Below are 1,885 nucleotides of genomic sequence, written 5' to 3' on the forward strand. Positions count from 1 at the left end.
GGTCGAGTAGGCAAGCGCATTTCAGCCCAAGCCTCTCACAGAACCGTACGTGAACCTCTCGACTCATACGGCTCTTGACATACAATCATTCAGATTTTACTGATTGACCAATGTACAAACATATTGGGATAGCCTGACCTGATGTCCCGCAGCCAATTGAATGCTTTTTGGTAGCTTCGTAATCTCTTAAACTTATTCTTTACCCACTTTGCAATGCGATAGTCCAAATGTCGGAATAATCTCTCCAACATCCTGGTTTCCATCTTACCGAAGTAATTCATCAACCCTCTGGATTTTGCATTGAGTAGATTGGCAAGGTCCTGGATCGTCCAGGTGCTTTCGCGATGAAAGTCCATTTCTTTCCAAGTTGCGATGATACGGCTGCGTGACTTCATGCTCATTTGACAATCAAAGCCCAAGAAAACCCCTGTATCCCTATTGCTTTTCTTTGACATAGGCTTGAACGTGTGCCCCAGAAAATCAAACTTCTTTGGGTAGTCCGTTCGCTTTTCACGGCGGTAGTCCTGGCAATAGGTTATCCTGGTCTTCTCTTCGCTTAACCGAAGTCTGCATTCACCCAGTCTCCGCCTGATGCCTTCCAGAACATAATGACTTTGGTTTTCGCTCTTGCAATGCACCACGATATCGTCGGCATACCGCACAAATTTTACGGTAGGAAAGGTCTTTTCTATCCATTTATCCAGCACGTAATGCAGGAACAAATTGGCCAACAGCGGACTGATCACTCCACCTTGTGGTGTACCTTGCCCTTGTTTGTGAACCAGTCCTTCCTTGGTTTGCACGGGGGCTTCCAACCATCGTTGGATGTACATTCTCACCCACTTTTCCGGCACATGCTTTTCCACGGCTTTCATCAGCAACCCGTGGCTGACTTCGTCAAAGAAACTCTTGATATCCATGTCTATGACCCAAGCATACAGACGTACATTGGTCCGTACTTCTTCCAATGCCTGGTGTGCCGATCTGTGGGGTCTGTACCCATACGATTGGGGTAGAAACTCCGCTTCTAATCGTGGTTCGAGATAGGTTTTCACTACTTCCTGGGCTATTCTGTCGCTGATGCTCGGAATGCCCAATTTTCGCTCTCCCCCATTGCTCTTGGGTATGATAACCTCTTTCACGGGCTTGGGAAAATAGCTTCCGCTGGCCATTCGGTTCCAAATCCTGTACAGGTTCTTGGATAGGTTTTCATCAAAATGTTTCAATGAAACTTCATCCACTCCTGCACTGCCTTTGTTTGCCCTGACCTTGCGATAGGCTTCCCTGACCATGTCCTTGGTTATCGGAATAGGTTTTGATTTTGTTCCAAATAAATCTGTCATCCTTAATTTCTCAAGTTGTTTACTTACTCGAAACTGTATGTCTGCCGTCCTTCACTCCATGCTCATTACAAACACTTCATCACTACTACAACAGCATCCGTCATCCTTATAAACATCGATACTGTAAGCCTCGTGGGTACTTCCCACTTGTGCCGTTCTCTTTGCATTCTATAAGGACTTCCTGAGTTCCGTATAAAAGCCTAAACTAGATTCACACCTGCTCAATTGCGTTTGCCCTGTAACCAATATTCAAGCTCCCGTTACAGCTTTTCACTTGTAGCAAAGAATACAAGCTTTTGACAAAATGTAGCCACCCTCACACAACTTCCACACAGGTTCACTTACGTTTGTCTCCCTAGTTCTTACCTGACTGTTCTAGACAGCCTTTTCCTCTTTCTGTTCAGCACCTTTCAATTACTATCCAAGCACCGAGAGGCGGTTTTGTACCTGCCCTTGAAAGCCGATACTGATGGGCCTACCATCATCTTCTATACAGCATTGGCCAACCTACGATTGTCGGCCATTCACAGCACACCTTTGCG

1 protein-coding gene is annotated in these 1,885 nt (G+C 45.8%); it reads right to left on the bottom strand.

All coding sequences use genetic code 11. The features are described from left to right. Positions 1–89: 89 nt before the first annotated feature. Complete coding sequence (ltrA, locus tag IAQ59_RS21850) at positions 90–1,343, bottom strand: group II intron reverse transcriptase/maturase (protein WP_209332981.1); 1,254 nt, start codon at positions 1,341–1,343, stop codon at positions 90–92. Positions 1,344–1,885 lie beyond the last annotated feature (542 nt).

It is taken from the genome of Lunatimonas salinarum (genome assembly GCF_017811155.1).
Lineage (GTDB): Bacteria > Bacteroidota > Bacteroidia > Cytophagales > Cyclobacteriaceae > Lunatimonas > Lunatimonas salinarum.

Bases quoted from the DNA above. Each gene is read 5' to 3' on its own strand.
- ltrA (WP_209332981.1), bottom strand. From the start codon at position 1,343: ATGACAGATTTATTTGGAACAAAATCAAAACCTATTCCGATAACCAAG.